This window comes from Anaerophilus nitritigenes, from assembly GCF_004138215.1.
Lineage (GTDB): Bacteria > Bacillota > Clostridia > Peptostreptococcales > Thermotaleaceae > Anaerophilus > Anaerophilus nitritogenes.
Genome location: NZ_RYYS01000043.1, coordinates 102,373 through 128,407, shown reverse-complemented (window position 1 = coordinate 128,407; position 26,035 = coordinate 102,373). Strand labels below are relative to the sequence as shown.

24 protein-coding genes and 1 riboswitch are annotated in these 26,035 nt (G+C 29.4%); of the genes, 14 read left to right on the top strand and 10 right to left on the bottom strand.

The genetic code is table 11. The annotated features are described in order from the left end of the window. The first annotated feature begins 521 nt into the window (after window positions 1-521). A complete protein-coding gene (locus EK368_RS07435; protein WP_129598014.1) occupies window positions 522-1,463 on the top strand; it encodes a copper amine oxidase N-terminal domain-containing protein in 942 nt (313 codons plus the stop codon). Between the two features lie 93 nt (window positions 1,464-1,556). Further along, window positions 1,557-2,636 carry a GerAB/ArcD/ProY family transporter gene (locus EK368_RS07430; protein WP_129598012.1) on the top strand — a complete coding sequence of 360 codons (1,080 nt, stop codon included), beginning with the start codon at window positions 1,557-1,559 and terminating at the stop codon, window positions 2,634-2,636. A gap of 34 nt (window positions 2,637-2,670) precedes the next feature. Here the strand turns inward: EK368_RS07430 and EK368_RS07425 are convergent, their stop codons facing one another. The 4 genes from EK368_RS07425 to EK368_RS07410 all read right to left on the bottom strand — a co-directional run bounded on the left by EK368_RS07425 (window position 2,671) and on the right by EK368_RS07410 (window position 6,529). Further along, window positions 2,671-3,117: a DUF340 domain-containing protein gene (locus EK368_RS07425; protein ID WP_129598010.1), complete on the bottom strand. Its 447-nt coding sequence runs from the start codon at window positions 3,115-3,117 to the stop codon at window positions 2,671-2,673. After that, window positions 3,117-3,908, bottom strand: a complete 792-nt coding sequence (locus EK368_RS07420) for a DUF3100 domain-containing protein (RefSeq protein WP_129598007.1) — start codon at window positions 3,906-3,908, stop codon at window positions 3,117-3,119. Before EK368_RS07420 ends, EK368_RS07425 begins: the two co-directional genes overlap by 1 nt. 16 nt (window positions 3,909-3,924) lie before the next feature. Next, window positions 3,925-5,232: an amidohydrolase gene (locus EK368_RS07415; protein WP_129598005.1), complete on the bottom strand. Its 1,308-nt coding sequence runs from the start codon at window positions 5,230-5,232 to the stop codon at window positions 3,925-3,927. Between the two features lie 163 nt (window positions 5,233-5,395). Next, window positions 5,396-6,529, bottom strand: coding sequence for a THUMP domain-containing class I SAM-dependent RNA methyltransferase (locus EK368_RS07410; RefSeq protein ID WP_129598003.1), 1,134 nt, complete (start codon window positions 6,527-6,529; stop codon window positions 5,396-5,398). Between the two features lie 434 nt (window positions 6,530-6,963). On the opposite strand from EK368_RS07410, the gene ndk reads away from it, so the two are divergent. From ndk to EK368_RS15250, 5 genes are all read left to right on the top strand, one after another. Continuing rightward, window positions 6,964-7,362, top strand: coding sequence for a nucleoside-diphosphate kinase (ndk, locus tag EK368_RS07405; protein WP_129598001.1), 399 nt, complete (start codon window positions 6,964-6,966; stop codon window positions 7,360-7,362). A 437-nt stretch (window positions 7,363-7,799) separates the two neighbouring features. After that, window positions 7,800-7,970, top strand: a complete 171-nt coding sequence (locus tag EK368_RS14855) for a hypothetical protein (RefSeq protein WP_165000365.1) — start codon at window positions 7,800-7,802, stop codon at window positions 7,968-7,970. Between the two features lie 309 nt (window positions 7,971-8,279). Continuing rightward, complete coding sequence (locus EK368_RS07400) at window positions 8,280-9,215, top strand: chemotaxis protein (protein ID WP_129597999.1); 936 nt, start codon at window positions 8,280-8,282, stop codon at window positions 9,213-9,215. 76 nt (window positions 9,216-9,291) lie between these two features. Further along, window positions 9,292-10,191: a DUF4392 domain-containing protein gene (locus EK368_RS07395; protein ID WP_165000364.1), complete on the top strand. Its 900-nt coding sequence runs from the start codon at window positions 9,292-9,294 to the stop codon at window positions 10,189-10,191. 56 nt (window positions 10,192-10,247) lie between these two features. Then, complete coding sequence (locus tag EK368_RS15250) at window positions 10,248-10,373, top strand: hypothetical protein (protein WP_279222269.1); 126 nt, start codon at window positions 10,248-10,250, stop codon at window positions 10,371-10,373. A gap of 51 nt (window positions 10,374-10,424) precedes the next feature. Here EK368_RS15250 and bioC read toward each other — a convergent pair whose 3' ends face one another. Further along, entirely contained in the window at window positions 10,425-11,261 is an 837-nt protein-coding gene (gene bioC, locus EK368_RS07390; RefSeq protein ID WP_129597996.1) for a malonyl-ACP O-methyltransferase BioC, read from the bottom strand. Between the two features lie 50 nt (window positions 11,262-11,311). Further along, on the bottom strand, window positions 11,312-13,165 hold the full coding sequence (gene bioF, locus EK368_RS14850) for an 8-amino-7-oxononanoate synthase (RefSeq protein WP_165000363.1): 1,854 nt from the start codon (window positions 13,163-13,165) through the stop codon (window positions 11,312-11,314). Between the two features lie 188 nt (window positions 13,166-13,353). On the opposite strand from bioF, the gene EK368_RS07380 reads away from it, so the two are divergent. Next, window positions 13,354-13,599: an acyl carrier protein gene (locus EK368_RS07380; RefSeq protein WP_165000362.1), complete on the top strand. Its 246-nt coding sequence runs from the start codon at window positions 13,354-13,356 to the stop codon at window positions 13,597-13,599. Between the two features lies 1 nt (window position 13,600). Further along, entirely contained in the window at window positions 13,601-14,842 is a 1,242-nt protein-coding gene (gene fabF / locus EK368_RS07375) for a beta-ketoacyl-ACP synthase II (RefSeq protein WP_129597992.1), read from the top strand. A gap of 25 nt (window positions 14,843-14,867) precedes the next feature. Here fabF and EK368_RS07370 read toward each other — a convergent pair whose 3' ends face one another. Beyond that, a complete protein-coding gene (locus tag EK368_RS07370) occupies window positions 14,868-16,436 on the bottom strand; it encodes an ATP-dependent metallopeptidase FtsH/Yme1/Tma family protein (protein WP_129597990.1) in 1,569 nt (522 codons plus the stop codon). 363 nt (window positions 16,437-16,799) lie between these two features. On the opposite strand from EK368_RS07370, the gene tig reads away from it, so the two are divergent. The 3 genes from tig to clpX are packed head-to-tail and all read left to right on the top strand — an operon-like array spanning window position 16,800 to window position 19,986. Next, on the top strand, window positions 16,800-18,083 hold the full coding sequence (gene tig, locus EK368_RS07365; protein ID WP_129597988.1) for a trigger factor: 1,284 nt from the start codon (window positions 16,800-16,802) through the stop codon (window positions 18,081-18,083). 29 nt (window positions 18,084-18,112) lie between these two features. After that, a complete protein-coding gene (clpP, locus tag EK368_RS07360) occupies window positions 18,113-18,694 on the top strand; it encodes an ATP-dependent Clp endopeptidase proteolytic subunit ClpP (RefSeq protein ID WP_129597986.1) in 582 nt (193 codons plus the stop codon). Between the two features lie 20 nt (window positions 18,695-18,714). Further along, window positions 18,715-19,986 (top strand): ATP-dependent Clp protease ATP-binding subunit ClpX, encoded by a 1,272-nt coding sequence (gene clpX / locus EK368_RS07355; RefSeq protein WP_129597984.1) that lies wholly within the window; start codon window positions 18,715-18,717, stop codon window positions 19,984-19,986. A 45-nt stretch (window positions 19,987-20,031) separates the two neighbouring features. On the opposite strand, the gene EK368_RS07350 is transcribed toward clpX, so the two are convergent. From EK368_RS07350 to sdaAB, 3 genes are all read right to left on the bottom strand, one after another. Continuing rightward, complete coding sequence (locus EK368_RS07350) at window positions 20,032-21,657, bottom strand: putative manganese-dependent inorganic diphosphatase (RefSeq protein ID WP_129597982.1); 1,626 nt, start codon at window positions 21,655-21,657, stop codon at window positions 20,032-20,034. A 222-nt stretch (window positions 21,658-21,879) separates the two neighbouring features. Next, window positions 21,880-22,755 carry an L-serine ammonia-lyase, iron-sulfur-dependent, subunit alpha gene (gene sdaAA / locus EK368_RS07345; RefSeq protein ID WP_129597980.1) on the bottom strand — a complete coding sequence of 292 codons (876 nt, stop codon included), beginning with the start codon at window positions 22,753-22,755 and terminating at the stop codon, window positions 21,880-21,882. Window positions 22,756-22,757: 2 nt separating this feature from the next. Then, a complete protein-coding gene (gene sdaAB, locus EK368_RS07340) occupies window positions 22,758-23,438 on the bottom strand; it encodes an L-serine ammonia-lyase, iron-sulfur-dependent subunit beta (RefSeq protein WP_129597978.1) in 681 nt (226 codons plus the stop codon). A gap of 361 nt (window positions 23,439-23,799) precedes the next feature. Between sdaAB and trmB the strand changes: the two genes are divergently transcribed. After that, on the top strand, window positions 23,800-24,450 hold the full coding sequence (gene trmB / locus EK368_RS07335; RefSeq protein ID WP_129597976.1) for a tRNA (guanosine(46)-N7)-methyltransferase TrmB: 651 nt from the start codon (window positions 23,800-23,802) through the stop codon (window positions 24,448-24,450). 60 nt (window positions 24,451-24,510) lie between these two features. Next, window positions 24,511-24,612, top strand: a riboswitch (SAM riboswitch). A 72-nt stretch (window positions 24,613-24,684) separates the two neighbouring features. Further along, the gene (locus EK368_RS07330; RefSeq protein ID WP_423243539.1) at window positions 24,685-26,007 is read left to right on the top strand and encodes a Na+/H+ antiporter NhaC family protein; all 1,323 of its coding nucleotides are present in this window, start codon (window positions 24,685-24,687) and stop codon (window positions 26,005-26,007) included. The last annotated feature ends 28 nt before the right edge of the window (window positions 26,008-26,035 follow it).

The window sequence follows — 26,035 nt, the reverse complement described above, 5'->3', positions numbered from 1 at the left end:
AAGATTTTATAGAGTACCCTATTAGGATTGATGTTAGAGAGTTGTTAGAAGGTAAAGAGTAGGCGAATGGGGACAATTTGGGGACGAAACAAAAGAAAATGTCCCCAAAACAATCTTTAAGAACTAAAAAACAAACTATAAGAATTTGATTAAATCAATATATATAAATAAACATAGATTAATAAAATGATATGTGACACACTTCGAATCAGTTCATCGGGGGTTCGAGTCCCTCAGGGCGTGTCAGTTATAATTATGAAAGCTTGTAGAGTAATAGAAAATACTACTACAAGCTTTTTTAGTATTTTCTATAATCATTCCTTTGTAGAAGGATTTTTTTGTTTGGAAAAAAATTCAATCTTGTTTGAATGGCCACGACATTTTATAAATACTCTAAAGTTGATTTATTATAAACAATAAGTAATTTTTACTATTTTTAAAATACAAAAAATTTAGTATAATAAAATAAAGTCGAAAAAACAAGAAAAATGTCGAAAAATACAAAGTGAGGGGGAATTATTATGAAAAAAGCAAAAAGTTATATAGCTATGTTATTGGCATGTACGTTAGTCTGTATGAATCCTATAATATCATTAGCAGGATCTAAAAAAGGTGGACCAAAGAGTAGTGAGTCAAATAAATCTAAAACTGAAAATGTGATTAAAAGAAGTAAAAATATAAAATTAGAAAGTAATAAAATCGACAAAAATGATAAAACAGAGAAAAAACAAAATCTAGATACTAAACAAGTAAAAAATGAATCTATTAAACAAGAACAAGACAATAATGAAAGAATAAAACCTATAAAAGAAGATAAAAAGATAAAAAAAGAAGTGAAAAAGTCTATTAAGGACTTAAAAGAAAGAGCTAAAAAAGCTTATTCACAAGAAGAACTTACAAAGCTACAAGAAGCAGTAAATGAAATGAAATTGTCTTATCCAGGAATTAAGACAATACCAGTTGAGAATATCATATCAAAACGTATGAACATAAAATTTGACACACCACCTGTTATCAAAGAAGGAAGAACATTAATTCCAGTTAGAGCATTGACACAAGCTTTTGGTGCACAAGTAAATTGGAATTCAGAAGACAAAATAGTTACTATTGTTAAAGATGATATGGAAATGAAAGTTCAAATAGGTAGTAATGTGGCGTACATAAATGGTGAAGAAGTTCAGTTAGATGTGTCTGCAGAGACAATGAATGGTAGAACAGTAGTTCCGTTAAGATTTATAGTAGAGAAAATGGGACTTAAAGTAAATTGGGATGAGGAAAATCAAACGATAGAAATTAATGAAGAAGAAACTAAGAATGAAGATGAGTTAATCAATGAAGAAGATGTACAAATCATAAAAGAAGCTGATCAACAGGAGAAACAAACAAATGAAGAAGATTCTGATAATGTAATAGTGGAAGAAACAGATAATAAAATAGAAGATAATATATCAAATGAGATATAGATAAAGTAAAGATACTTACAAAAAAATCACTCCTAGTATATTTGTAAAGAAATATCAAATAATAATCTATAAACATACTAGGAGGAACATTGGATGAGAAAAGAAGTTTTGTCCAATAAGCAAGCTATATCTATTATTGCTATATCCTTATGTGGGTCTTTTTCTATTTTTACTACGGGAATAGATGCTAAAAAAGATACATGGTTGGCAATTTTATTGGCAAGTTTGTTGGTTGTACCGATGATGATTGTATTTGCAAGAATACAATATCTTTATCCAAATCAAGATTTGTTAGATATTATTCAAATTTGTTTTGGTAAGTGGATAGGAAGAGGAATCATCGTAATATTAACTTGGTATACATATTTTTGGGCTTCGGATGTTTTATTTAATTTGGGAAAGTTTATAGAAGTAGTAAGTCTTAATCGAACTCCTAGTATTATATTAATTATATTCTTAGGATTTTTGTGTTGTTGGGCTGTAAAAGAAGGTATAGAGGTATTAGGAAGATGGTCTGAATTGTTTTTAATAATTACTATGATAATTAGTATTATTGTAATATTGTTATTGATTCCTCAATTTAATATTAACAATATACTTCCAGTTTTTGATGAAAAAAAGAATTTATTATTTAAAGGAGCTTTTAGTACATCAGACTTATATCTTCAAATCGCAGTGTTTACCATAGCTTTTTCTAATTTTAAACAAAAAAAGTCTCCTTATAAAGTATATTTGACAAGTTTAGGGGTTTTGTCTTTATTTACTCTTGTTATGTCTGTAGCGAATATTTTAGTCATTGGAATCAATGAAATGACAACGAAATATTACCCTACATACACCACTATGAGAAGAATTAATATAGGAGCTATATTACAAAGATTGGAAGTAAGCATTGGGATTGTATTTGTTTTAGGTGTATTTATAAAGGTATGTATATTGATATTATGCACATCTAAAGGAATGATGAAGATATTTAAGTTTAAAGATTATAGGTTTTTAGTAACACCTATTGTTTTACTGATTATAAATTTATCTTATTTTCAATACGATGGTGCGATACATTATTTTTCTTTTAATAAAGAAATATGGCCATACTACTTCTTTCCTATTCAAGTTGTTTTACCTATTATAGTGTGGATTGTAGCTGAAATCAAAAATAAGGTAAGCCTATAAAGAATTTCTTTATAGGCTTTTGTAATACATATAATTAAATTTGATTTGTAAGTTTTAAAATAATTTGAGAGATGATTGCTGAAGAAATATATGTTCCTATAAAAATAAAACATGATAAAAATATAATTTTCCAACTTGATTTTGCAAAAGCATCTAAATCTTTTCCGATTGAGATTCCTGTATAAGCAAGTATTGCAGTTGTCAAAGATAGAAAATTTACTTTTTCTACCATGGTTGATATAGTTGAAGCAAATGAAAAATAGGGAAAAGTTACCATACAACCGATTAATACAATATATGCAACACTAGGAATTTTTAAAGGAATAATTTTAGATAAAGCTACACCAGCTAAACAAATTATTACTAGAATTATCATACCCGGGATAGATTCTATAATACTTGTATGATAGCCAATAAAATTACTTACTAGAGAAAGTATACTGATAATAATTAGTACAAATAAAGTATTTTTAAAATTCATTATTTTGCCTCCTCAGTATTTTTACCATATTTTAATTTATAGCAAAGTGAATATAGACGTTCAGAAATAGGTAGGGCTAGCCATAAAGACATATACAATCCATCAAGACCTGATAGCATATTACTTGCTGCACCAAAAGCTGCTAAGGTTTCTTGCATATCAGGGTACATAGTAGATAAAGATCCTACACCTGCTGTCATCATACTAGCACTTCCTACGCCAGATGCCATGGCTAGTGCATAGGGATGAAAAGGTAGATATGCAGCACAAAAGCTTGCTAGTACACCAAAAAATACTGTACCAAAGACAGTACCACTAATATATACACCCATAACTCCTTGACCTTCTGGGCCATCCATTCCATATACATCTGAAATTAATGCTACATTTGGTTCTCGTGCGATAGAATGAGCTGCTCCAATAGATTCTCTTTTTAATCCTAATAATACAGCTAAAGGAATACCAAGTAAAACAGTTCCTACATTTCCAAACTCTTGAAGGATTAAAGCAGGCCCTGCAGAAATGATTTTTGGTAAACTAGGACCAATTAAAGTACCATATCGAGCCATAAGTAATAATAAAGTAACAGTAATCAAACTACCTGCATCTTTCATATCTTTTTCATTTACGATTTTTAAGAATTTAGGGCCTGTAAAAATTCCTATGATAAGAGCATAAAGCATAGGTAGTAATACAATAGTTCCAGGACCGAATGAAAATTTAAATATTCCAATCATTTCAGATACGACTACAAGAACAAGAGCTATAATATGAACTTTCCAATTTTTCATAGACATTGCCTCCACTTTATTTTAGATAGTTTTCCATCATTTGAATATATTCTTCTTTTGTAAGAATAGGATTAAAATTGTTTATAATTTCTTTTGCACATTCTCCTTTATCAAAAAGAAGATCTATTACAGTCATTGCAAATATTTTAGCAGGCACAATGCAAGCAGCATCATAATCTATTGTGTGAAAATATTCTGTATGTAATGCACCATCTACTCCTCCTACAAAAGGATGAATAGTTGGCATAAGATGAGATAGATCTCCCATATCTGTAGATGCTCCAAAATGTCCAGCATCATGGATTTGATCCTTTGAAAGTAGTACTTCTGCATTTTTAGCAAATATTTGATTTAATTTTTCAGAGCAATTAAGAGGTAAATAAGCACCCACTGTTTTTATAATTGTTTGGGCACCAGTAGCTAATCCTCCAGCTTTTAAGGCATTGTCTACCTTTGTATTTGCATTTTCTATAGCCTTCATGCTTTTAGCTCTTACATAAGTTTCCATTCTTACATCAGCTGGAACACTATTGACAGAGTCTCCACCCTTTGTGATGATAGGATGAACACGAACATGATCCGTATCTATAAAGGTTTCACGAAGAGCATGAATACTTGTAAGACCGATCATAGCTGCATTTAAAGCATTGATACCATCATGAGGAGCTTCAGCAGCATGAGCCGTTTTTCCAAGGTATTGAATAGATTTTGCAACAAATCCATTACTAGTATTTCCTATAGAAATTTTAGCTTCTGGAGAGTTCTTATCTGAATGCATCATCATAGCTATATCTATATCATCAAAGGCACCATTATAAATAAGCTCTTGTTTGCCTCCAAAGAAGTGTATTTTATTTTCTTGACGAAGCTTTTCACGATAAGCAAGATCAATAAATTCTTCTGCAGGGACCGCCATAAAAGTTACATTACCATGAAGCTTTTCGCTGATTCCTGATTTTTTTAAACCAAAGGCACTTCCAATCATGGCAGCCATTTGAAGGTTATGACCACAAGCATGAGCTGCATTGGTTAAGGAATTTACCATTTTGCTTTCAGGACAAAATACAGCATCTAATTCTCCTAGGATAGCGACATTTGGACCATCCCATGAATCTTTTAATTTTGCTTTTATACCTGTTATTCCTAAATTAGATTCGTAGGAAAGATTTAAGGTTTCAAATATTTTTTTGGTATTTTCTGAAGTTTCAAATTCTTTGTATCCCAGTTCTGGGCAAGTTTCAAGTTGTTTGGCAAAATTGATAATATCATTTTTATATTCATCAATAGCATCACAAACACATTTTTTTATTTCTTCAATATTCATTTGGATCACCTCATACCTTTTTAAATTATTAGTTATTAAATTTTTTTAAATCCTCCTTTCTTATATAATGGAAATATAGATAAGCTTTAAATTTTATTCTATTATATACATAAAATAAATTCAAGAAGATTGTCGAAAAACATTAAAGCCTATAGGAAATTCCCTATAGGCTTGGTCTAGGACCATAATATTGATAATAGTCTACTTTGATTCTTCCGTTATATAGTTTTCTTTTTTTATCAGCTTTTTTACCATATAGTTTTTCAAAATCTTCATAAGAAGTAAGGATATATTTTGACCAAGTTGGAACCTTATTAAAAACTCTACCCATTTCTTTATACATTTGTTCTACTTCAGGGATTTCATTGAGTCGTTCTCCATATGGAGGATTACATAAAATGACTCCGTATTCTTTTGGACTATGAAATCTTACAAAATCTTTTGTTTCAAAATAAATACAATCGTCTACTCCTGCTTCAAAAGCATTTTCTTTTGCAGCATCAATTGCTTTTTCATTAATATCTGATGCATATATTTTAAGTTTCACATTTTGATCAATGGATTTTAAAGCCTTTACTCTTTCTTGTTTCCATAAATCTTTACCCAAAATAGGCCACTCTTCTGATACAAAGCTTCTATTGAGTCCTGGAGCAATATTTTTTCCAATCATAGCAGCTTCTATAGGGATAGTTCCAGAACCACAAAATGGATCTACCAAAATTCTATCTTTGTTCCAAAAGCTTAGCATAATCATAGCAGCAGCTAGTGTTTCTTTGATAGGAGCTTTTACAGTCTCTACTCTATATCCCCTTTTATGTAGAGCACTTCCACTAGTATCTATAGTTAGTGTTGCAATATCTTTTAAGATAGATACTTGTATAGTATATTCTGGACCAGTTTCTTCAAACCAATCTATATGATACTTAGATTTTAATTTTTCTACTACTGCTTTTTTTACTATGGACTGACAATCAGGAACACTAAATAATTTTGATTTTACAGATTTTCCTGTTACTGTGAATTTTCCATTTTGAGGAATCCACTCATCCCAAGGTAGAGCTTTTGTTTTTTCAAATAATTCTTCAAAAGATAATGCTTTAAAATCTCCTAATTTAAGAAGCACACGATCTGCACTTCTTAGCCATAAATTTGCTTTTGGAATACTAGATAAATCTCCTTTGAAAGTAATTTTGGCATCTTCTACTTGAATGTCTTCAAATCCTAAATTTAAAATTTCTCTTTTGACTACAGCTTCAAGTCCAAAGGTGGAGGTTGCGATGAGTTCGATTTGCTTCATAAGATCTCTCCTAAAATATGAATTTGTTTTATAATACATAAGAAATTATGGTTTATTCATAAATTTTATTTTCATAATTTTTGTAATGTATTAGATCAAAGTCTACTTAATAAATCTTTTAAAAAAAAGACTTTGTTATAGGTTATTATAACAAATTATTTTGATAATATAAAAGATTTTTCCTGAGTTTAGTTATATTTTTAGTGAAAATAAAGTTATATATTCAACATGAATTTATAAAAATTTTAAATTATAAATATATTAAAAAAATATAAGACGTAAAAGTATTAAAACAGGGTGCAGGGTTAGAAGAGTTAAAAAATATCTTGTTTACCAGAGAAAAGAACTTTTCATAGTTCTTTTTTGTAAAAAATGGGTATTATAATAAAAAATTTAGATATACTTTAAATATTTAAAACACTAGGAGGGATCAAATGGAGAAGACTTTAGTAATTATAAAACCGGATGGAGTGAAAAGGGGTTTGATGGGAGAAATTATTAAAAGATATGAGAGAAAAGGACTTAAAATAATAGATTCCAAAATGGTTCAAGCAGATAGAGAAATACTTCAAAAGCATTATGAAGAGCATAAAGGAAAAGATTTTTATGAAGAATTAATTACTTACATGATGAGTGGAAAAATTGTAGTCATGATCTTAGAAGGGGAGAATGCTATACAAATAGTAAGAAAAATACATGGAAAAACCAATCCGTTAGATGCAGAGTTAGGAACAATAAGAGGAGATTTTGCAAATAGTACTACACAAAATATTGTTCATGCTTCTGATTCTAAAGAATCTTCAGAAAGAGAAATGTTTATATGGTTTTTATAGGGATAAAAAGGAATGCTAATGAAAATAATGGCATTCTTTTTTTGTGTATTTTTACAAGAGTAAAATGTTTTCCTGGACAAGCAGAGCATATGGTATAATTCTAGAGTAAATGAAAGTATTAAACAGGAAAAGCTTTTTATTCTTCAGTAATGAAAAAATATAAAAAAATATGGCTTAAAATCCTTGAAAAAAATTTTAAAAGTGCTATAATAATATTGTGGTTAGGAAATTTATTGTAAAGATTAAAGAATTTATGAAAGGAGGTCATTAAGATGCGAAATAAAAAATTTATATTTTTTCCACTGGATCACATATTTAATGATAATTCTATTAGACTCAAAAAATTTGTATCCAATGGCCACTTTCCAGAGCCTCCGGTCAAAAATTAAATTTCTTATTGTATAAAAAAGAATTTTAATTTTAAGGAGGAGTAAAAAATGATAACAAAAAAATTCCCATTTTTAAATTTATTAAATCCAGGAGAAAATTTTAGTGTAATTACAGGAAATAGAAAAGCAGATGAAATTTATAAAGATATATTTATAGATAAATGTGCAAGAAATAAATCTCAACTTCAAAGAATTCTATTAAAAGAGCTAATGAAATAAAAGTAAAAACCTTCTTTGTTTGAAACAAAGAAGGTTTTTACTTTTATTTTTAAAATACAACTTTGAAATGGCTATTGGTATGATTTTATACATATTATTAAAAAAGTAATTTATCTGAAAACATAATTATTTTCATGATAGAATATAAAAAAACTTTTAAAAAAGTATAAAATTATGATATTTTTACTATTTTTTTTATCAGAAAAGTGATACGATTATATAAAAAAAAGATGGGTAATTATAATAAAAAGAAAGTATTTTGTCTGTTTGTGTATATAGAGATATAGCTCTTGCCGAGGGAGGAAAACAATGAAAGAAAATAAAGGAATTTTATTAGAGAGTGGAACTGGAGAAGTAGAGGTATTGGAGTTTGTAGTAGAAAATAAACATTATGCAATTAATGTAATAAAAACAAAAGAAATTTTTGAAGTGAAAAATATTACTAATATTCCAAATGCAAATCCTTCAATTTCTGGAGTTACATTAGTGAGAGGAAAGACCATTACATTAGTAGATTTAAGATATGTATTAGAAAAGAAGAAAATAGAAGAACAGACGAATAAAATAGAAGAACAGACGAATAAAATAGCTTTATTATGTGAGTTTAATCAAAATCAAGTTGCTTTTTTAGTAGATAAAGTATTAGGAATTCATCGTATAGGCTGGAATAAACTTGAAAAACCAGATGATATTGTAGATAATTCATTAGTTATAGGCAATATTGTAATGAATGATAAGATATTGATGTTATTAGACTTTGAAAAAATTATTATAGATATGAGATCCTCGTATGGAAATTATGAAAAATCTATTCAAAATATTACTCCAAATGAAAAAAGAGCTAAAGCAAGACTAATATTAGCAGACGATTCTACTATGATTCGATCTATGTTACAAGATGTACTTACTAAGGCAGGATATACGAATCTTACTTTTTTTAATGATGGAGAGCAAGTATTAGAGCATTTAAAAATTGTAGCTCAAAACCATGGAAAAGAGTTTTTAAAATATGTAGATGCTGTAATTACTGATATTGAAATGCCTCAAATGGATGGACATACTTTGACAAGAAAAATAAAGGAAGATTATATATTAAATGAATTGCCTGTTATTATATTTTCTTCTTTAATTACACAAGATCTTTATCATAAGGGGGAGTCTGTAGGAGCAGATGCACAAATGAGTAAACCAGATATAGACAGTCTAGTAAACGTAATTGACAAATATACTTGGAATAAACAATAAATCATTACAATACAGCATAAGACCTAGTATAAATATGTACTAGGTTTTTGTGTTTATGAGAAAGGGGAATATTAATATGTATCAAGAATATTTTTATGAGATAGAAAATATAATAAAGAAGAACCTAGAAAAAAGACATATGGAAAAAATAACTTTATTTGGAGAACTTGAAAAAAGTGCAAGGGAACTTTTTTCAAGTGATAGGGTTTTAATCATAACAGGATTTTTAATAAAAGGGACAAAAAAGGGAGAAACAGATGGTCCTATTGGGGCAGTATCTTTAGCAGCAGCACTCAAAGAATTGAGAAAAGATGTGTTAATTGTAACAGATATATATTCAGAACCATTGATTTATGCAGCTTGTAAAGCAAGAGGTATTGATGTTGGTGTTGAAATTATTTCCTATGGAGAAGAAGAATTATTTTGTAATGATTTATTGAAATGGTATAATCCTTCTCATATTGTTGGAATTGAAAGACCAGGAAAATCAAAGAATGGAAAATATTACTCTATGAGAGGAGAAGATCTGACGGATGAAATTCCCAATGGGGATATTATTTTTGAAAATGCTAAGAAAAATAATATAACTACTATATGTATAGGAGATGGAGGAAATGAGATAGGAATGGGAAAAGTTTATGACTTGGTTAAACAATATGTTCCAAAAGGAGAATTGATTTGTGCAGCTTTTCAAGCAGATTATCTTATTACAGCTGGAGTGTCGAATTGGGGAGCACATGGTCTTGTATCAGCTTTAGCTATATTATCAGGAGAAAATCTTTTGTATGATGAAGATATGGAAAAAAATATATTACAAAGTATAATCAAAGTTGGTGGAATAGATGGATGTAGTAAGAAAAACACATTAACAGTAGATGGATTAAGTTTAAAAGAGAATACAGATATTATAAATGAATTAAGAAAAATCATACAATTAGCTTTTGAAAAAAATAAAAAATTTGCGTTTGTCGAATGATTTATGTAGGAATTTAAGAATCGGTGTCGAATTAAATATATGAGGAGGGATGGAGGATGGAAAAATTAGATAAAAGAACAATTGAAATATTAGAAAAAATTCTTAAACTCCTTCAAAATGTTGGAGATGAGGTAGAATGGAATAGTAAAGAAAACAATTCAGAAGATATTTATTTACATTAAATATAAGCTAAGAATCTACATGATTCTTAGCTTGCTTTTTAACACTTTGAATTATTTTGAGGAATTTAAAATTTTTACATATAAAGGTTCATAAGTAACTTCAATTCCATTAGGTGTCATATAAAATTGATCATAATGAGCTAGTACATTTTGTATAAATTCTGGAGGTAATATTTTTTTTCCATGTTTACTATCATTAGCCCCAATTTTTTTTATTGCATTAAAAAAGTTAAGACATGAATCAAAATATTCATATTCCTTTTCAACTAAAATTTCTATATTATATTTTTTATCTATCAAATTTCGAATTTCAGTTTTTTCTAAAAAACTTTGACTAGGTGGACTGATTTCTTTTTCTAAACCCATTTCTTTAGCCACACTTAGATATGCTGTTTTAAGTTCTATAAAGGTGTTAGAGCCAAAGGTAGAAAAAAGTAATGTCCCATTTGGTTTAAGAATGTTTAATAATTTCTCTAAAGTTTCACCAAAATTATTAAACCATTGAAAAGTAGCGTTTGAGATAATCAAATCATATGTATCTGTTAATTGTAGTACTTCTACATCTGCACAAATCCAATGAATATTTTCTTTGTTTAATGCAGTAGAGGCATAATCAATCATACCTTGAGCTAAATCAACAGCAGTAATGGATGCCATAGGAAAATAACTTACTAAATGACTGGTCAAATAGCCTGTTCCAGAACCGATTTCTAATATTTTAAAATTATTTTGTTCTTTTTTAGATTCATTAATTTCTTGCTTTCTATTAAAATCTTTATTTAAAATAGAAAGTAATCTTTTTACCATATTTTTTTGAATTATAGCATATTGTTCATACTGCTTAGCATTTCTTGAAAACCGTCTTTTTAACTTTTCTTTATTAATCATAATTAATCCTTTTCTCTTATAATTTTAAAATTGTAAATGAACCTACTTATCTATATATGGGTAATATCTGTAAAAAAATTGATTGCTTTTTGGGCACAAAACTCTGGTTTTGCTATAAAAGGTCCATGACATTGAGAAGAGATTGTAATACATTTACTTTGTAAAATCGTTTTAGCTAACCTTTTACTATAAGTACTCTTAACAACTTTGTCATTTTGACTATTAATTAGTAAAGTAGGGATCTTCCAATTTTTAATTTTATCATGGCAATCTACTATTGCTAGATATTCTAATCCACTTGTCAAGGCTTCTTCTGTCCAGTATGAATTCTCGAAATTTTCAATTTTAGCTAGTTTTCCAAACTTGGATAATGTCTTTTTAGAAGTAGTTTTAATTTGTTGAATCATTTGTTCTAAAACTTCTATGGACCAAGTATCAGTGAATCGACTCATTCCACTAAATAAAATAGCTTTTCTAGGTTTAATTTCTAATTGTAGAGCTAAAAGACTTCCCATGGACCAACCAATTAAATCAAATTCTTGATTTTTAAATTTTTCAACACTTTTTCTAGCAATATACTCAAAATCTTCTACTGTTTTTCCTTTGTCCCAATCAATAAAATGGATTGGAGCATCTGTTAAATTACTCAAATTATTTATAAAAGGTTCCCATATTTTTTTATTAGCTCCCCAACCATTAAAAATAAGGATAGGAATCAAAGATTTCTTTAAGGACTTAGATAATTGAGTGGGAATATTTTTTTCTAAAACTTGAAGTAACTTATCAATATCATTCTCACTATGATTCGCCATTATGGATATTCTAAGTCTAGATGAACCATAAGGAACAGTGGGAGGTCTAATTACAGGAACATAAATATTAGCTTCTAAAAGAGCATTCCCAAGTATTAATGCCTCATTAGCATCTCCTAATAAAACTGGAATAATTGGAGATTGGGTAGTAGGAACTTCAAAGCCTAATTTGTTTAGACCCTTTGATAATCTTTTAGCTAATTTTTTAAGTTGCTCTCTTTTACAATCAGAATCTTTTATTAACTGGAGTCCCATTAAAGCTGCTGCCATCATACTTGGTGGAGGAGCTGTTGCAAAAATATAACTTCTAGCTGAATTTCTTAAATAATTAATCAAATCCTTAGAACCGCAAGCATACCCTCCAATTACTCCAACAGCTTTACTAAAGGTACCCATTTGTATATCTATCTCTTTTTCTAGTTTAAAATAAGCTACAGCTCCTCTACCTTTAGGACCTAAAATTCCAAATCCATGGGAATCATCTACCATAGTTAGACAGCTATATTTTTTAGCAATTTTAACTATATCAGGAAGACGGGCCAAATCTCCGTCCATACTGAATATAGAATCTGTTACAATTAATTTTTTATAATTAGGATAATTTTTATTAGATAGAATCATTTTTTTTTCTAAATCTTTTATGTCGTTATGACGATATCTAATCATTTTAGCACCACTTAAAATAATACCATCCACAATGCTAGCGTGGTTTAGTTTATCAGAAAAAATTAACCATTCTTTACTACAAATTCCTGAAATAATGCCTATATTTGCCATATAACCTGTATTGAAAACAAGGGCATCTTCAGTTTGTTTAAATTTGGCTAAGGCTTTTTCTAATTCTTTATGAATTACATATGTTCCTGTGGTTAATCTTGAGCCACCAGCACCTACTCCATAATCTTTTAGAGCTTCTTGAGCTTTTTTTATTAATAAAGGATGAGAACTTAAATTAAGATAACTGTTTGATCCAAATAATAACCATTGACTGCCATTTATATTTACTTTAGCACCTTGAGAATTTTCTAAAATTTGTAATTCATCACGATATAAGGATTTTTTCTTTAAATTTTCTATTTTTTGAGAAAACATATTTACTCCTTTTTTATTATTAAAAAGTATTGTTGAAAAAGATGAGTTTGTTTTTTACTCTTATGTTATTAAAATATATAATTTTAATTTATTTGTCAACTAATTTTAAAAAACAGGTTAACAAAGTTAATGTTATAAGGTAAAATACTAATGTTAAATAATAGATATTATTAAGGAGAGTGCATAAAATGAATATTTTAAAAAATGTTATCAAAGAAATAATGGATGTTATGGGGCTTTCTCCAGAGGAAATTCAACTTTCTACGCATCTTTATGATGAGCTTGATGTTGATTCATTAGATATGTCCCAAATATTACTAGCTTTAGAAAATCAATATAAAATTGACCTTCCTGATGAAGAGTTAGATCATATCGAAACAGTTGAAGATTTAGTTAAAGTAGTGGAAGAAAAATTAAAGGATAAGGAATATTAAAATGAATAACAGAGTAGTTATAACAGGGTTAGGGGTTGTTTCTCCTATTGGAATTGGGTTAGACTCCTTTGAAAAAGCAATGATGGCTGGAAAGTGTGGGATAGATTTTATCAAAGCCTATGATGCTACAAATGAGAAAGTTAAGTTAGCAGCAGAAATATTAGATTTTGATCCTCAAGATTATTTTAGTCGCAAACAAATAGGTCGCATGGATCGTTTTGTACAATTGGGAATAGTTGCTGCTAGAGAAGCAGTAAAGGAATCTAGGCTAAATCTTAAAGAGATTGATTTAAATTATGTAGGCGTAAGTACTGGAACTGGGGTAGGAGGTATAGGTACTTTATTAAAAGAAACTAAAAAACTTATGAAAAATGGACTGAATTATGTAAATGCCTTATTTATACCAAAATTTCTACCTAATATTTTAACAGGAAATATTGCCATTGAATTTGGAGCAATGGGTCCTTCTTATTCACCAACAACAGCTTGTGCGGCTGGAACAGATGCTATTGGAATTGCCTATAAACTATTAAAATATGGGGAAGCTAAGGTAATGATTGCAGGAGGAGCAGAGTCTTGTATTAATCCTTTGATGATTGCAGGGTTTACAAATATGAATGCTTTGACTCAAAGTACGAACCCTAAAAAAGCTTCTATGCCCTTTGATGTAAATAGAAGTGGATTTGTTCTTGGAGAGGGAGCAGGAATGCTAGTTTTAGAAACTTTAGAACATGCTCTTGAAAGGAAAGCAAATATTTTAGGGGAGATTTTAGGATATGGGCAGTCTTGTGATGCTTATCATTTAACATCTTCAACGCCTGGTGGAGCAGGAGCAATAAAGTCTATGGCTAATGCTATTGATGATGCCAATCTTAAAATCAGTCAAATTGATTCAATTAATACTCATGGGACTTCCACATTGATTAATGACAAAAATGAGGTTCATGCAATTATGAGCTTGTTTAAAGAACATGCAATTCATCTTCCTGTAAATTCTACTAAATCTATGATAGGACATCTTCAAGGTGCTAGTGGAGCTGTTGAAGCTATTGGATGTATTTTAGAACTGAAAAATCAATATTTACACCCTACTATAGGTACACAAACAATAGATCCAGACTCTGTTTTAGATTATTTGTTAGGGAAAGGACGTCCTGAAAGACTTAATTGTATTCTTAGTAATTCATTTGGTTTTGGAGGACATAATAGTTCAATAGTTTTTGCAAATAACCATAGCTTGTAACTTAAAAGCTATGGCTACTTTTGTTTTATGATATAGGAATATGAATATCTTTTAAAGAGATATTTTGTTTTATAATATTTTTTAAATCTTCTCCAGATAAAACTTCTTGTTCAAATAATTTTTGGGCAATACATGTAAGACAATCTTTATTTTCGGAAAGTATATTTAGAGTACTTTCATAGGCTTGATGAATTATTTTTTGTATTTCTTTATTGATTTCTTTCATATTTCCATAAATCATTTTTTCATTAAAAGTCCTATTTCCAAGCTCACTCATACCATATTCGCATACCATTGAAAGTACAAGATCTGTTGCTTTGTTTAAATCATCTTTTGCTCCAGTTGTAATTTGATGAAATATAATTTCTTCTGCAGCTCTTCCAGCAAGAAGAATTTTAATTTTTTTTATAAGATCTTCTTTAGAATAAAGAAATTGATCTTCAAAAGAGGTACTTAGTACATAACCTAAAGATTGATGAGTAGGAACAATAGAGATTTTTTCAATATTATAAAGTTTATAAATACTGCCTACTAAGGCATGACCTGCTTCATGAAAGGATACAATTCTTTTTTCTTTTATATTTACAGTAGGATTTTGAATTTTTAGTCCTGCAACTACTTTTTCAATGGCATTATGAAAATCTTCTTGTAAGATCGTAGATCGTTTATGTTTTACAGCTAATATAGCAGCTTCATTGACTATGTTTGCAATATGAGCACCTGATAATCCGTGAGTCTTTGAAGCAATAGAAGAAAGATTGATTTCTTCTGATACAGGTTTGTTCCTTGTATGAATTTTTAATATTTGTTCTCTTGCTATTTTATTAGGGTTGCCTATATATATGTGTTTGTCAAATCGACCAGGTCTAAGGAGAGCAGGATCTAAAATATCTATTCTATTTGTAGCTCCTACAACTACAATGATATGATCATCCTCACTTTTAAAACCATCCATCTCTGTAAGAAGTTGATTTAAGGTTTGATTACATTCTGCTTGACCTTCTTCTACACGCTTTGAACCTATGGCATCAATTTCATCAATAAATATAATAGAGGGAGACGATTCTTTTGCCTTTTGAAATAAATCTCTTATTCTTCTAGCTCCAACACCTACATATTTTTCCATAAATTCAGAGCCACTAGAAAGTAAAAAACTCGCATCTATTTCTGAGGCCAATGCAGATGCTAAAAGTGTTTTGCCAGTTCCTGGAGGACCATGTAGTAGAAATCCTTTTGGAATATGAGCACCCATTTTTTTATAGTCTTGTGCATATCTTATAAAATCAATGATCTCCATGAATTCTTCTTTTACTTCTTCAAGACCTGCTATATCCTTTAATGTTACAGCTGATTTTAGTTTTGTTTTTTCTTTTTCTTGTTGTTCATGAGGTTGTTGGACATGGGCATAAACTTTTGATTTATTACTTTTTCCATATATATATAGTAGCTGAAGCAAACCTATGGTAATAGAAAATACAATGATTTTATCATTATTAAACAAAGAAAAGGTTTTCCTAGTAAATATTAAGAAAATACCTATTACAGAATAAAGTAGATTAAAAAAAAGAATGATATAGAAAAAATTTTTCTTCATAGAGGCTCCTCCTTTATGAACCAGTTTTAAAACAGCTCGTTTACTTAAAAGATATTCTATGAAATTATATATAATACCTCCTTAAATCTAAATTTTATTTTAAAAAATATATAAAATTATTGGAGAAGGTTTACATTTTAAAAGAGAATGATATAATAAATATAAATTTAAGACCAATGGAGACCCATTGGTCTTTCCAATGTGAATATATTCCCAATATTGAGGAAATAATTATTCAATAACATAGAAGTAGGTGACCACTTAAAAAAAATAGTTGACACATGAATTTTATGTTATAATATAAGGGTTATAAAGGATAGAGAATATCGAAAGAATAATGATTGATAGAGGAGGAAAAAAGGAATGAGTTCAACTGTTGTAAAAAAAGAAAATAATGAAATAACTTTAAAAATTCAAGTAAGTGCTAAAGATTTCGAGGAAGGAATACAAAGTGCATATATGAAAATGAGAAAAAACTTTAATATTCCAGGGTTTAGAAAAGGTAAAGCACCTAGAAAAATTATAGAGCTTCAATATGGAGTAGAAGTATTTTATGAAGAAGCAATTAATCATGTATTTCCTAAAGAATATGAAGATGCAATCACAGAGCATAAATTAGAACCAGTAGATCGACCATCTTTAGATGTAGAAGATATTGAAAAAGGTAAAGATGTAGAATTTACTGTTACTGTTACAATAAAACCTGAAGTAACTCTTGGAGAGTACAAAGGTATAGAAGTAGAGAAAAAAGAGTATAATGTTACTGATGAGGATATAGAAAAGGAAATTGAAAGTTTAAGAGAAAGAAATTCAAGACTTATCTCTGTAGAAAGACCTGTAAAAGAAAAAGATACTGTAATTATGGATTATGCAGGTTTTGTAGGAGAAGAACAATTTGAAGGTGGTACTGCTCAAAATCAAACATTGGTTATTGGATCAGGACAATTTATACCAGGATTTGAAGAACAATTAGTTGGAGTAGAAAAAGGATCTCAAGTAGATGTGAAAGTAACCTTTCCACAAGAGTATCATGCACCAGACTTAGCAGGAAAAGAAGCTATATTTAAAGTAACCATACATGAAGTAAAAGAAAAAGAACTTCCAGAATTAGATGATGAATTTGCAAAAGATGTCAGTGAACATGATACATTAGAAGCACTCAAAGAAGATATAAAAAAGAAACAACAAGAAGCTGAAAAGAAAAGAGAAGAACAAGATCTTAGAAATGCAGTAATAGAAAAAGTAGCACAAAATGCACAAATAGACATTCCAGAAATTATGGTAGAGCATGCAATTGATGATATGATCAATGAATTTAATTATCAACTTCAATACCAAGGATTAAATTTAGATACATATCTACAATATACGGGAACAAAAATGGAAGATATGAGACAACAAATGAAAGAAGAAGCATACAATAGAGTAAAAACTCAATTAACTCTTGAATCAATTGGAAATGTTGAAAATGTAGAAGTAGCTGATGCAGATGTAGAAAAAGAAATTGAAAATTATGCGGTACAATATAAAATGGAGTTAGAAAAATTCAAAAAAACTTTAAGACCTTCTGATTATGAAAATATTAAAGAGGGTATTAAGGTAAGAAAAACAGTAGATTTCTTAGTAGAAAATGCTAAGATTGCTTAAAAATTTTACGGCTAGGAGGGATTGAGATTATGGCTTTAATTCCAATGGTAGTAGAGCAGACTAATAGAGGTGAAAGATCCTACGATATATATTCTAGATTATTAAAGGATAGAATAATATTTTTAGGAGATGAAGTGAATGATCATACTGCAAGTTTGATTGTAGCTCAATTGTTATTTTTAGAAGCAGAAGATCCAGATAAGGATATAATGATATATATTAATAGTCCTGGAGGATCTATTACAGCTGGAATGGCAATTTTTGATACAATGCAATACATCAAACCGGATGTATCAACGATTTGTATAGGAATGGCTGCAAGTATGGGTGCATTTTTACTAGCGGCTGGAGCAAAAGGAAAAAGATTTGCTCTTCCTAATGCAGAGATTATGATTCATCAGCCTTTAGGTGGAACGCGCGGTCAAGCTGAAGATATTAGAATTCATGCTGAAAGAATTATTAAAATGAGAGAGACAATCAATAAAATCTTAAGTGAGAGAACTGGTCAGCCTCTTGATAAAATTTCAAAAGATACAGATAGAGATAATTTTATGGAGGCAAAAGAAGCTGTCGAGTATGGTTTAATAGACAAGGTGATCACTTCTAGATAATAGGAAAGAGAGGTGAGAAAATGTCAAGATTTGACGAAAAAAAACAATTGAAATGTTCATTTTGTGGAAAATCCCAAGATCAAGTAAAAAGACTTATTGCGGGTCCTAGTGTATACATTTGTGATGAATGTATTGAACTTTGTCAAGAAATTATTCAAGAAGAGTTTGATGAAAGTATTGAATTAGATCTTACAGATCTTCCAAATCCACAAGAAATTCGGAAGATTCTTGAGCAATATGTTGTAGGACAAGACAAAGCAAAAAAAGCTTTAGCAGTAGCTGTATATAATCATTATAAAAGAATTAATCATCAAGGGAATAATGATGATGTAGAACTTCAAAAGAGTAATATACTTATGCTTGGACCTACAGGATCTGGAAAGACATTACTTGCTCAAACTTTAGCAAAAATATTAAATGTTCCGTTTGCTATCGCAGATGCTACTTCTTTAACAGAAGCAGGATATGTAGGAGAAGATGTTGAGAATATCCTTTTAAAACTGATTCAGGCTGCTGATTATGATGTTGAAAGAGCAGAAAAAGGAATTATCTATATTGATGAAATAGATAAAATAGCAAGAAAATCAGACAATCCATCTATTACTAGAGATGTAAGTGGAGAAGGAGTTCAACAAGCACTTTTAAAAATATTAGAAGGAACAGTAGCAAGTGTACCTCCACAAGGAGGAAGAAAACACCCTCATCAAGAATTTATTCAAATTGATACTACAAATGTTTTATTCATTTGTGGAGGAGCATTTGATGGAATAGAAAAGATTATTCAAAAAAGAACAGGTCATAAAGCTATGGGATTTGGTGCTAATATACAAAAAAAGGAAGAAAAAGATATAGGCGCTCTATTAGATCAAATTCAACCAGAAGATTTACTTCATTATGGATTGATTCCAGAATTTGTTGGAAGACTTCCAGTAGTAGTAACTTTAAAACAATTAGATGAAGAAGCTTTAATCCAAATACTCAATGAACCTAAAAATGCTTTAGTAAAACAATATAAAAAATTGTTTGAAATGGATAGTGTTGAATTAGAAGTAGATGAAGAAGCACTAAGATCTATTGCTCAAAAAGCTATCGAAAGAAAAACAGGTGCTAGAGGTTTAAGAGGTATTATGGAAGGAATTATGATGAATATCATGTATGATATTCCATCTAGAGATGATATTACAAAATGTATTATTACAAAAGATAGTGTTGAAAATGGAACAGAACCTACTTTAGTTCTTTCTGAAAATAAAAAAAGAAAAAAGAAAAAAACAGAAGAGACTGCATCATAAAAAAACCGTCAATCATTGATTGACGGTTTTTTTAGATTAAAAGATCTATCTATAGTCTAATAACTCTATTGCAGCTGTGAGCATTGGTATGATTTGTTTTTTTCTAGAAACAATATTTTTTGCAAAAGCTCCTTGCTTATGATCTATATGAAAAGCATATGATACTAAGTTTTCATTAGATAAACTATAAAAGAAATAAGACCCTTCATGAATAATATCTGTAACAGTTAAAATAAGAATATCATATTGTTGTTGATCTCTGAGTTGATTCATAAATTCTATTAATATAGATTGTTTCTTCGTTACTTCTTCTATATCCAAAGTAAATATTTGAGATATGCCTATTTTCATATTATGAATTGAAAAATCCTTAAAATCTCTAAAAAATATTTCCTCTTCTGAATATCCTTCTAGAGCTGTTCCAGCTTTAAACATCGCCATGGCATATTGATCTAGATCTAATTGAGTAATTTTATTTAAATCTTTGACGGCTTGGATATCTCTTTGTGTACAGGTAGGAGATTTAAAATAAAGTGTATCAGAAATAATGCCACTTAACATAAGGCCAGCCATAGAATAAGGAATAGGAATATGGTTAGACTTATATAATTCATAAATAATAGTACAAGTAGAGCCAATAGGCATATTTATAAAATTGATAGGTAAATTTGTAGAAACGCCTCCTATTTTATGATGATCAATAATTTCTAGTATTTGAGCTTCTTCGATGCCTTCAGCACTTTGAGAAAATTCATTATGATCTACCAATATAACTTGCTTTTTTCCAGGATTTAAAAGATGTTTTCGTCCTATAAACCCTATGAATTTTCTATTACTATCTAGAATAGGATAGTTTCTAAAATTAGTAGTGATAATATCATCTTTTATGTCGTCTATATAATCATCTAAGGAAAATTTCATCAATGAAGATGTTTTCATGATTTTAGAGACAAAATTACATTGTTGAAAAAGTTTACTAACTGTATAAGTATCCTTTGGTATTTTAATGATAGGAACCAAATGTTTTTTTGCAAGTTCAATGTATTTATGAGGAATCTCAGATTCTCCGGTAATAATTAAGAGTTGAACTTTATTTATAATAGCCATTTCAATGATATCATATCGATCTCCTACAATAATAATGTCATTTGGACCTAGTAAACCCTCGATAGATTTATAGTAATAAGCCATAACAGATACGCTACCTTCTACAAGATTATGTTTATCAGGGATATAAAGCGGAATTCCACCAAGATCATTCATAATATTAGATAAAGAAGTTTTGATATGATAAAAATCTCCATTGATCATTTCCATAGCAATATCTTTCATGGTAAGTAATCCTTCTAAAAATCCATGTTCATCTACAACGGGAATGGTTTTGATTTGGTTAGATTCCATATGATGATAAGCATGAAGAATAGAATGATCTTTTTTGATAGGAGATACTTTCGTATATTTTAAATCCCTTACTTGTATTTTTACATTTTCAAGGTAGTTGGGATGAGAAATTTCGAATTTATCTAGTACATATATAGACTCTTTTTGTATTTTTCCTAAAACTTGTGGAACAGTGGATTCACCCATTTGATTTTTAAAATAAGAGTAAGCAATGGATGAACATACTGAATCCGTATCAGGATTTTGATGACCAAATATAAGCGTTTTCATAATACACCTCTTTCTAGTTCTTTTAAAAATGATATAAATAGTTTTATGATTTGATTACATTTATTAAAATATTTATATATTTTATCATTGTACTCGTTAGGTTTCAACATTTTTAGTTTATTCAGTAGATGAATAAACTAAAAATGTGTAGAAAAAGAAAAATTGGTGTATAAATAATAAAACAGATAGAATAGGATATACTCTATCTGTTAGAAGATTGAATCATTCTCCAAACACTTGTTTTTGTAGTGCTGCTCCTGTAGGAGTAGCAGCCACTCCTCCAAGAGCAGTTTCTCGTAATGAGCATGGGAGACTTTTTCCTACTTCATACATAGCAGATACTACATCATCAAAAGGAATGTAGCTATGTACTCCACTTAAGACCATATCCGCAGTAGTAAGAGCAGAAACAGTTCCAGATGCATTTCTCTTTGCACAAGGAATTTCAACTAGTCCTGCTACAGGATCACAAACGAGTCCTAAAATATTTTTAATTACAATAGCAGCTGCATCTAAAGCCTGTGATACACATCCTCCCATCATCTCTACTACAGCAGCTGATGCCATAGCAGCAGCTGATCCACATTCTGCTTGGCAACCTCCCTCAGCACCTGATACAGTAGCATTTTTAGCAATAATCATACCTATTCCTGTAGCCGTTAAAAGACCTTTGACCATATCATCTTCAGATAAATTTAATTTCTCACCAGCAGAAATAATCGTTGCAGGAACAATTCCGCAAGATCCAGCTGTAGGAGCGGCGACAATTCTACCCATAGCAGCATTTACTTCTGAACAAGAAAGAGCTCTAGCCATTGCTTTTACCATAAATTCTCCTGTAAGAGTTTTTTTATTTTGGACATATTTATTGAGTTTAAAAGCATTTCCTCCAATGAGTCCGCTATAAGATTTTACTTCTTTATGTAAAGCTTCTTCAGCAGAAGCTTCCATTACCTTAAAAGAATTTCTCATTCTTTCAAAAACATCTTTTTCATTTAAACCACTATCTTTTGATTCTGATTGTAAAGTATATTGCCAAATCGTTATTTTTTTTTCTTTACAGATATTTATCAATTCTTTCCCAGAATTTACAAACATATTTATTCTCCTTCCGTCATAGGGTTGATAATTTTTACATCATCAATCAAAGATATGGATTTTATTGCTTGTATCACTTCATTAGATAAGGGAGCATCTGTTTCGATGACCATAGTAGCTTCTATACCTTTTTTCTTTTGATAAACTTTCATATTGGCAATATTAATGTTTTTTTCAAATAATACTTTTGTAATCTGCCATATAACTCCTGGAACATCTTTATGCTTAGTAATAATAGTAGGATTATTTCCTGTAAATTCTACAGAAGTACCATTAATATCAAAAATAAGAATGTTTCCTCCTCCAATAGAAGAGCCTGTAATTTCTGAAGTAGAACCATCTTTTTTGATAATCATAAATTTTACTGTATTGGGATGGACATTGCCTAAATCTGTTTCTATGAATTCAAAAGAAATACCCTCTTCTTTTGCTAATTCAAAGGAATTTTTCAGTCTTTCATCCCATGGATCTAGTAGTAATATACCAGCTACTAGTGCTTTATCAGTTCCATGTCCTTTATATGTTTTTGCAAAAGATCCATGAAGTAAAAATTTTACCTTTTCAATATTTCCTCCAGAAATAATTCGAGCAGTTTTTGCTAGCCTTGCAGCACCAGCTGTATGAGAACTAGATGGTCCAACCATAATAGGTCCCATAATATCAAAGATACTGTAATTTTTCATTGGTATCCCTCCTTATTATGAGTATAAGAATAAAATCTTAATAAAAATTTTGAAAATTTATTAAAAGTTAAATTTGAGTTATATGTAAATAATATACAAATAGATACACTGTTTCATAATATGGCAACGAAATTATACTTAATTTCATTATAGCATACTCGTATTTTTTGTATATTATTTTCAATTATGTATACATTACAAAATAATATGAAATAAAGCCAAGAAGAAATAAAAAATATCATTTCACCTATAGATTTAATGAAAAATATTTTTCAAGTATGATAAAATAGTCATATAAGTTTATAAGAGCTTGCACGAATAATGATGAATATAGATTGATCAATAAAAGAAGGAGAATAATATGAGAAGAAGAAAGAAAAAAGGAGCAGATGAAAAACTACTTAGTTATAGTACTTATGTGATGCAAGATCCTTTTTTATATAAAGGAAAATGGAAAAAAAAATTTAAAAATGAAAATCCTATTTATTTAGAATTAGGTATGGGAAGAGGAAAGTTTTTAACAACTCTGGCTCAAATGTATCCAAATGTAAATTTTATAGGAATGGAAATGAAAGAAGAGGTTTTATTAAAAGCTGTTGAAAAAGCATATGAATTGAGTCTTGAGAATATACTTTTTATATGGGGAGATGCAAAAGAACTACAGGAGTATTTTGAAAAAAATGAAGTACAAAAGATATTTATTAATTTTTGTGATCCTTGGCCTAAAAAGAGATGGGCCAAAAGAAGATTGACTCACCATAATTTTTTAAAGATGTATAAAAATATATTAGAAGAAACAGGTGAAATTCATTTTAAAACGGATAATGAAAAATTATTTGAGTTTTCATTAAATGAGTTTAGTAATGAATGTATGTATTTAAAAAATATATCATTAGATTTAAAAGAAAGTGATACTGAAAATGTTACAACAGAATATGAGGATAAATTTATGAATCAAGGGCTTAAAATATATAGATGTGAAGGAAAAATAGTAAATAATAACAACTTGTAAATTCTATTGACTTTATTTTAAAACTTTCATATAATATCAACAGTGAAAAAATTAAATAGTATCTTATCCAGAGAGGTGGAGGGACTGGCCCTATGAAACCCAGCAACCTAGAATTTAATTCTGTGGTGCTAATTCCATCAGGTATTACCTGACAGATAAGAATGGAAGATGACTTCTTGCATTATCTGCAAGGAGTTTTTTAGTGCGAATTTTTATTAAAAGTTAGGAGGTAGAATAATGAATAGAAATCAAAAAAAAGGAAATATATGGGCATTGATTCCGCTAGGGGTATTTCTAATAATGTATCTAGCAACATCTATTGTTATAGGGGATTTTTATAAAATGCCTGTAAGTGTAGCTTTTTTAGTAGCTAGTATTGTAGCCATTGGCATGAATAGAAATACCAGCATTCATGAGAAAGTAGAAGTGTTTTGCAAAGGAGCAGGAAATCCAAATATTATTTTAATGTGTATTATTTTTATTTTAGCAGGAGGTTTTGCTCAAGTAGCAAGAGAGATGGGAGCAGTAGATTCAACTGTAAATTTAGGTCTTAGTATATTGCCAGGAAATATACTGATTGCAGGAGTTTTTATAATAGGATGTTTTATTTCTCTATCTGTAGGTACTTCTGTAGGAACTATTGTAGCACTTGCTCCTATGGCAGTTGGAATTGCACAAAAAACTGGAATTCCTATGGGACTTGCATTAGGAGCAGTTGTAAGTGGAGCTATGTTTGGAGATAATCTTTCAATGATTTCTGATACAACAATCGCTGCCTCAAGAACACAAGGATGTCAAATGAGAGATAAGTTTAAGATGAATTTTTTTATTGTTATGCCAGCTGCAATTATGACCGCAATTTTATTTGCATCTAAAAATGTAGGAAATATGGTTCTAGATGGAAACTATGAATATAGTTTATTGAAGGTATGTACGTATTTAGCAGTTTTAATAGGAGCCTTATTAGGAGTTAATGTAATGATTGTTTTAGTAGGAGGAACTTTATTTGCAGGAGTAGTTGGTATGTATACTCATGCTTTTGATATATGGGGTTTTGTCCAAGCTGTAGGAAAAGGAATTATGGGTATGTCTGAAATTATTATCATATCTATTTTAATAGGAGGTATGGTAGAAGTTATTAAGTATAATGGTGGAATAGATTTTTTACTTGAATTTATTACAAGAAGGATTAAAAGTAAAAAAGGGGCAGAACTTGGAATTGCTCTTTTGGTAGGAATTGTAGATATTTGCACTGCTAATAATACTATTGCTATTGTAATGGCAGGGCCTATTGCAAAAGATATTGCAGATAAATATGATATTGATCCTAAGAGATCAGCAAGTTTGCTAGATACTTTTTCATGTTTTTGTCAAGGGATTATCCCTTATGGAGCCCAACTTTTAGTTGCAGCTAGTGTAGCTGAAATATCATCTTTGTCTATTATGAGATATTTATATTATCCTTATTTAATGGGTATTTGTGTAATACTTGCAATTGTATTTGGAATCCCAAGAATTAAAGAGAATTCTATAAAAGATCTAAAATTTGAAAAATAACCCCAATTTAAGATTGGGGCTTTTTATT

Excerpts from the sequence above, each read along its gene's own strand:
- EK368_RS07435 (WP_129598014.1), top strand. The coding sequence starts at position 522 with ATGAAAAAAGCAAAAAGTTATATAGCTATGTTATTGGCATGTACGTTA.
- EK368_RS07430 (WP_129598012.1), top strand. The coding sequence starts at position 1,557 with ATGAGAAAAGAAGTTTTGTCCAATAAGCAAGCTATATCTATTATTGCT.
- EK368_RS07425 (WP_129598010.1), bottom strand. The coding sequence starts at position 3,117 with ATGAATTTTAAAAATACTTTATTTGTACTAATTATTATCAGTATACTT.
- EK368_RS07420 (WP_129598007.1), bottom strand. The coding sequence starts at position 3,908 with ATGAAAAATTGGAAAGTTCATATTATAGCTCTTGTTCTTGTAGTCGTA.
- EK368_RS07415 (WP_129598005.1), bottom strand. The coding sequence starts at position 5,232 with ATGAATATTGAAGAAATAAAAAAATGTGTTTGTGATGCTATTGATGAA.
- EK368_RS07410 (WP_129598003.1), bottom strand. The coding sequence starts at position 6,529 with ATGAAGCAAATCGAACTCATCGCAACCTCCACCTTTGGACTTGAAGCT.
- ndk (WP_129598001.1), top strand. The coding sequence starts at position 6,964 with ATGGAGAAGACTTTAGTAATTATAAAACCGGATGGAGTGAAAAGGGGT.
- EK368_RS14855 (WP_165000365.1), top strand. The coding sequence starts at position 7,800 with ATGATAACAAAAAAATTCCCATTTTTAAATTTATTAAATCCAGGAGAA.
- EK368_RS07400 (WP_129597999.1), top strand. The coding sequence starts at position 8,280 with ATGAAAGAAAATAAAGGAATTTTATTAGAGAGTGGAACTGGAGAAGTA.
- EK368_RS07395 (WP_165000364.1), top strand. The coding sequence starts at position 9,292 with ATGTATCAAGAATATTTTTATGAGATAGAAAATATAATAAAGAAGAAC.
- EK368_RS15250 (WP_279222269.1), top strand. The coding sequence starts at position 10,248 with ATGGAAAAATTAGATAAAAGAACAATTGAAATATTAGAAAAAATTCTT.
- bioC (WP_129597996.1), bottom strand. The coding sequence starts at position 11,261 with ATGATTAATAAAGAAAAGTTAAAAAGACGGTTTTCAAGAAATGCTAAG.
- bioF (WP_165000363.1), bottom strand. The coding sequence starts at position 13,165 with ATGTTTTCTCAAAAAATAGAAAATTTAAAGAAAAAATCCTTATATCGT.
- EK368_RS07380 (WP_165000362.1), top strand. The coding sequence starts at position 13,354 with ATGAATATTTTAAAAAATGTTATCAAAGAAATAATGGATGTTATGGGG.
- fabF (WP_129597992.1), top strand. The coding sequence starts at position 13,601 with ATGAATAACAGAGTAGTTATAACAGGGTTAGGGGTTGTTTCTCCTATT.
- EK368_RS07370 (WP_129597990.1), bottom strand. The coding sequence starts at position 16,436 with ATGAAGAAAAATTTTTTCTATATCATTCTTTTTTTTAATCTACTTTAT.
- tig (WP_129597988.1), top strand. The coding sequence starts at position 16,800 with ATGAGTTCAACTGTTGTAAAAAAAGAAAATAATGAAATAACTTTAAAA.
- clpP (WP_129597986.1), top strand. The coding sequence starts at position 18,113 with ATGGCTTTAATTCCAATGGTAGTAGAGCAGACTAATAGAGGTGAAAGA.
- clpX (WP_129597984.1), top strand. The coding sequence starts at position 18,715 with ATGTCAAGATTTGACGAAAAAAAACAATTGAAATGTTCATTTTGTGGA.
- EK368_RS07350 (WP_129597982.1), bottom strand. The coding sequence starts at position 21,657 with ATGAAAACGCTTATATTTGGTCATCAAAATCCTGATACGGATTCAGTA.
- sdaAA (WP_129597980.1), bottom strand. The coding sequence starts at position 22,755 with ATGTTTGTAAATTCTGGGAAAGAATTGATAAATATCTGTAAAGAAAAA.
- sdaAB (WP_129597978.1), bottom strand. The coding sequence starts at position 23,438 with ATGAAAAATTACAGTATCTTTGATATTATGGGACCTATTATGGTTGGA.
- trmB (WP_129597976.1), top strand. The coding sequence starts at position 23,800 with ATGAGAAGAAGAAAGAAAAAAGGAGCAGATGAAAAACTACTTAGTTAT.